Genomic DNA, 4,701 nt, shown 5'->3' with positions numbered 1-4,701 from the left:
GCTTACTCTGATCGCTTGAGAGAAACTCCATTCGAGGCTCCATGGAGAAACTCCGTTCTGTCCATTCGCTAACTCTCAATGACAGAGTGCAAAATCAAACAGAATGTGGGGCCAGAACACCGGTTACCTTACTGCGATCAAAGGAGAAGTTGAAATTGTGCTCCCGGAAGAAGAGAAGATCGGAGTGCAACATTGAACGTAGTTTACGGAGATTCTCTACATCGTGAGGGTTTGGGGTCACCGGTTTTTGCAGCGCAAGTTGTTGCTGTCCGCCATATACCGAGAGCAAAACTCCAATGACTAGGAGGCCCCACCCTACCCACTGACTGGTTTCCGGAATGCCGAGTTCTGTCCCAGTCGCGGCCCTAAAAACCCCTTCAATGACATGCTGTACGATACTCGTCAGCACCCCGATGCCCGCTATAGCGATGAGCGATCCTAAGCGCGACGGCGTTGATCCCCAAAGAAGTTGCGCTATTCGGACAGCATGCTCCCCGTTTATATTCATCCGCTCCCCGCCTGTTCCCTCAAAATCGGAATCCGAATCTACCCGTGTCGCTCTTGCACGCGATGATATCCTCCTTTTCGCTGAGAGTTGACATACAATAGCTGTTCGCTTGCTGGAGGTAGTGAATATCCTGGCGAGCCGCTTTCGGGCTAACATTACCATGATCTCGCTGGCTCTACGTCTATCTCCGTTTGCTTGCGACATCGGCGCACAGCTTGGCTTCGAAGCTCGAAAATACTTCGGAAAATCAACTATCATTAATCCGCGATGAGAACCGGAAGCTCCGAATGGAACATTTGTGTGCACAGAAATATGATCCTGATACACAGCAGTTTGGTATTGGATATGGAAATTCTATCGTCTGGGTAATAGGATAATGGCAATCGCGTCTAAGCTGCGTCACGTTACATCCGACGAAGATGCCGATGCACTTCCCCAGCATTCGATTGGTGCGTTCCTGCCGATGTGTAGCCACGACATCGGAATGTTCAACGACTTCTTCGCTGACGAGATCGACTCGTGGATGGCTTCGAGCGTTGCGTGTTGCGACTCTTGCTACGATGACTTTTTGGCCCACTGGCCCGGGGTCGCATTTCGCAACCTGGATTTCCAGAGAGGGTCCACCGATATCACCACGTTCTTCGAAACCTCGCGGATGCGGGATGTATATTCGCCGGCGGAGTTTTCATCGCTCGTTAATTTCGTCACATGCCCACGGTGTGACGACATCATCCGCAACAACTTCTGGGTATTCGAGCATCGCTTCAGCGAAGTCGAGAAGATAGAGCTCGCCATCGAGCAACTGTCTGAGCTTGGTACGCGCACGCCGTTTCTGTTGTTAGAGCACCCATTCGCCGTCGAGGTTTTGGAAGCTATCCGATCCCACGTCAAAGCTATCCACCCGCAAGAGTTCCCGAACAAGTTGTATCGAGCGCGCTGGACCTCCGATATTCTGGGCAAATCCCAAAACCCTGAGGACGTGACGACCTTTGGCCCCGCACCAATCGAGGTCGTTGGCGAGGGACGTTTCAACCACGCAGGTAACTCGGTACTCTATGTGGCCGACACGATACAGACCGCACGACTTGAAATCGGCGGCAAGGAGGACGAGGTTTGTGTCGCGTGTCTTAAACTGCACCTTCTGCCTTCGCTCGTGCTTGATCTGACCGATCTCGACGAGGACTTGCCGTCTTTCGATATCCTGAACGCGATTTCACTATCCGCTTTGCTGGCCGCCCCGCATATCAATGCAGGTTGGTCAAAGCCGCAGTACGTTTTTTCGAGGTTCGTCGCCGACTGCGCGCGTTCTGCGGGCTTCGCTGCGATACGATATGGCTCCACGAAAGACAGCGAAGGGTCGAACTATGTCTTGCTGGAACCGCTAGCCGATTTTGAGAGCCGTGCGACATTGATTTCCATTTCGAACGGATCGTCAAGCTGATCTTAGGGGGCAGCACCTCACCCCCAATCTGGTCGCGGGCTATACCTGACAGCAATGCCGGTTTTGGGGATGCGCGCCCCCCCGCGCTAGCGACAAAAGTGAGGGCGCGCATAGCATTTACTCAAAGCTCATACGAGAGGCCTGCTATTAGAAAACCGCCCCATCGACCGGGAACGATTCGAACTTTTTCGCCGCCAAACACCGCCGTATGTACGCTTTTTCTTACGTCCGTTATTCAGCGCTTTTTACGTGGGTGCAGTTTGGGCGGTTATCGGCGGGAATAGAGGGTAATCGGCGGAATTTGGCGCACCGGACGGGATTCGAACTTTCTTCTGAGCATTGATATAACTGTATAACGTACGTCTGCCTTTGGGAATTCGGCGTTGAGATCTGAATGACCGAAATTGGGCGCATCACTGACGTTCTTATTGGATGTAGCTAACGACCGCCTTCTGCCAAAATTTGCAATTAGACGTATTGCCAAGACGATCTGTAACCTGCCTTTAGCTCTCCGCCTTGCGCACAGATTTAGTTTTGTCTCAGAAATTCAATTCTGAGATTAGCACATATATTTCCTTCATCTCGAGCGCTCGGGGCGCTAGAGCCTTGCCAGCACCTTTAGACTACAAAATGTGGGAACGATACGACTACACGCTTGTTCTCTCTACACTCAAAGTCGAGAAGGAAAAATGGGTTATTTTTATTCTTATTAAGCACAACTTCAGGCTGCATCGCGCTGTTGTCATAAAGCGAACTGCGGCTAATGTATATCCAACCGGATATTCCGGAACACACGACTCGAGAGGTTTGAAATAATGACCGTCGTCCTTGCTACTGTTTGCCAAGATGGAGTAGTGCTAGGCTCTGACTCTCAGATTACCGAAAAGGGGAGAGGCATGACATACCCGGCCGAGAAGCTGCACCCTTTGGGAGAGCTAGCGGCTTGGGGCGGAAGTGGCGCGCGATCAGTGCTGTTCGACGTCAAACGGTGTTTCAATGAAAACAGTGCGGCTATTCTGGAGGCCCCGGATATCGGCCGCGCGTTGCAAGAACAGGTGCTCCCGATTCTGCGCCATCACTACGACACGTTCATCTCGGACGTTCCGGGCGAGGAAGGTGGCGGCTCGCCATCGGCCTACGTGATGGCTGCCGGATGGCGCAAAGGTGAGCCGTGGATCGTTGAGATAACACCTTCTGGCATGATCGGGCACTACGCTGATATCGGATTCCACGCGATCGGCAGCGGTGCGGCCATGGCACAGCAAGCCGGCTCGCTTCTGTCTCACTATAATTTGACCGAGCGGTCGCTGCGCTTCGGTTGCGCGGCCGTCCTGCGTGTTTTGGAAGCGCTTGACCTTACGTCCCCCACCGTCGGTAAGCCATTCAGTCTATGTCGTATCGACCAGGACGGTGCGCACCACCTCAGTGACAAAGAGATTGAGCAGGTGACTAAGGATGTGCGTCGATGGGAGGAAGCCGAACAAGCCGTAATCGACAAAATGTTCGAGTGACCAGCCTTGATGCAAATTGAACGAGCGAGATGAGGGCGCTCAATATTCGCCTACATCCTTGACTTGTTGACAGGCCGGATCAGCACGCTGAAATATCGTCTGCATTGCGGTGATGACACGAATGTGGAAGCGCTTTCAGTTTACCAGTCTGGAACGATGACGCGTCACGTTTCTAATGCGGCGGTGAGTTGAACAGCGGTTTTTTCGATCCAGCACCCAAAACCGGCCAGGTAGGAATTCACCCCAGAAAGTTGCAAAAAATGGACCCCATTACGGACATTCCTAGCTTCTTTAGCCTATGGCAGCTTTAAGACGCGAAGCAGTCGTTTTTTTCTTCATCGCCGCGTCTGATATGTTGATGACTGATCAGCAGAGACCTGGAATGGCTTTCTCCCATATCTTGTCTCATCGATATCGACGATCAACGTGGATTAACCTTTCCGGATACGTGGAACGCGGTATTCCTTGATCCGGCAGACGCCTTCGGGCAAGGTATGCGCCCGCGGTGCATTCAACGCCCCAGTCGAGTAGATTTCATGATAGGATGCCAGCAACTTAATATGATGCGTAGTGAGCGAGGGATAGTTTGTAAGGACTTGTTCTTCTGTTGCGCTCGCGGCCAAGGCAGCCATCACATCATGAGCTGGAATTCGCGCGTTAGCAATCACCTGCGTACCGCCAAGAATATCATCAGACGTGACGACGACGTCATGAGCTTCATCCCAGATTTCAGCCATCTCATCCCCTCCGGCCCTGGTTCGTTTATACCCTTACCACGTCTCCGCCATTGGTACTTTTTCAGCGCAATCCGCAGTAAATTTCCGTCGCATTTATCCGGCTTTACTGCGCGACAGCTTTCCTTCTGATGCTTCCGATATGATTCCGGGTGGATTTGGCGGGAACGCGAACAGCCTCCCGAAGGAGGCGTAACAATTTGTATTTGTTATGGATTTTTGGTTGCGGGGGCAGGATTTGAACCTGCGGCCTTCAGGTTATGAGCCTGACGAGCTACCGGGCTGCTCCACCCCGCGCCATGGTGTGTTTATTGAACCGGTTGGGTAGTTTTGCGCATAGCGCTAGTAAAGCTGTTTTGTATGGATTTGAGAAGATGATTTGATATTTGTGTGCTTAGCAGACCTGGCAGCGACCTACTCTCCCGTGTCTTAAGACAAAGTACCATTGGCGCTGGAGCGTTTCACGGCCGAGTTCGGAATGGGATCGGGTGCAGCCGCTCCGCCATA

At 52.4% G+C, this 4,701-nt stretch carries 3 protein-coding genes, 1 tRNA gene and 1 rRNA gene; 2 read left to right on the top strand and 3 right to left on the bottom strand.

Features of this window, described 5'->3' with window-relative positions:
• The first annotated feature begins 884 nt into the window (after positions 1–884).
• The gene (locus ACOZHT_RS24305) at positions 885–1,949 is read left to right on the top strand and encodes an RES family NAD+ phosphorylase (protein WP_421567100.1); all 1,065 of its coding nucleotides are present in this window, start codon (positions 885–887) and stop codon (positions 1,947–1,949) included.
• 896 nt (positions 1,950–2,845) lie between these two features.
• Entirely contained in the window at positions 2,846–3,460 is a 615-nt protein-coding gene (locus ACOZHT_RS24300) for a proteasome protein (RefSeq protein ID WP_352231029.1), read from the top strand.
• Positions 3,461–3,891: 431 nt separating this feature from the next.
• Here ACOZHT_RS24300 and ACOZHT_RS24295 read toward each other — a convergent pair whose 3' ends face one another.
• The 3 genes from ACOZHT_RS24295 to rrf form a co-directional block, all read right to left on the bottom strand.
• Positions 3,892–4,197 carry a DUF433 domain-containing protein gene (locus tag ACOZHT_RS24295; protein ID WP_421567098.1) on the bottom strand — a complete coding sequence of 102 codons (306 nt, stop codon included), beginning with the start codon at positions 4,195–4,197 and terminating at the stop codon, positions 3,892–3,894.
• Between the two features lie 217 nt (positions 4,198–4,414).
• Positions 4,415–4,491 (bottom strand) — tRNA-Met (locus ACOZHT_RS24290).
• Positions 4,492–4,595: 104 nt separating this feature from the next.
• Positions 4,596–4,701 (bottom strand): 5S ribosomal RNA (gene rrf / locus ACOZHT_RS24285); the annotation flags it as partial.

The organism is Ochrobactrum sp. EDr1-4, assembly GCF_049199085.1.
Lineage (GTDB): Bacteria > Pseudomonadota > Alphaproteobacteria > Rhizobiales > Rhizobiaceae > Brucella.
The sequence above is the reverse complement of the archived record's forward strand: the minus strand, read 5'-3'. Positions and strand labels throughout refer to the sequence as shown.

Excerpts from the sequence above, each read along its gene's own strand:
- ACOZHT_RS24300 (WP_352231029.1), top strand. The coding sequence starts at position 2,846 with ATGACATACCCGGCCGAGAAGCTGCACCCTTTGGGAGAGCTAGCGGCT.
- ACOZHT_RS24295 (WP_421567098.1), bottom strand. The coding sequence starts at position 4,197 with ATGGCTGAAATCTGGGATGAAGCTCATGACGTCGTCGTCACGTCTGAT.
- ACOZHT_RS24305 (WP_421567100.1), top strand. The coding sequence starts at position 885 with ATGGCAATCGCGTCTAAGCTGCGTCACGTTACATCCGACGAAGATGCC.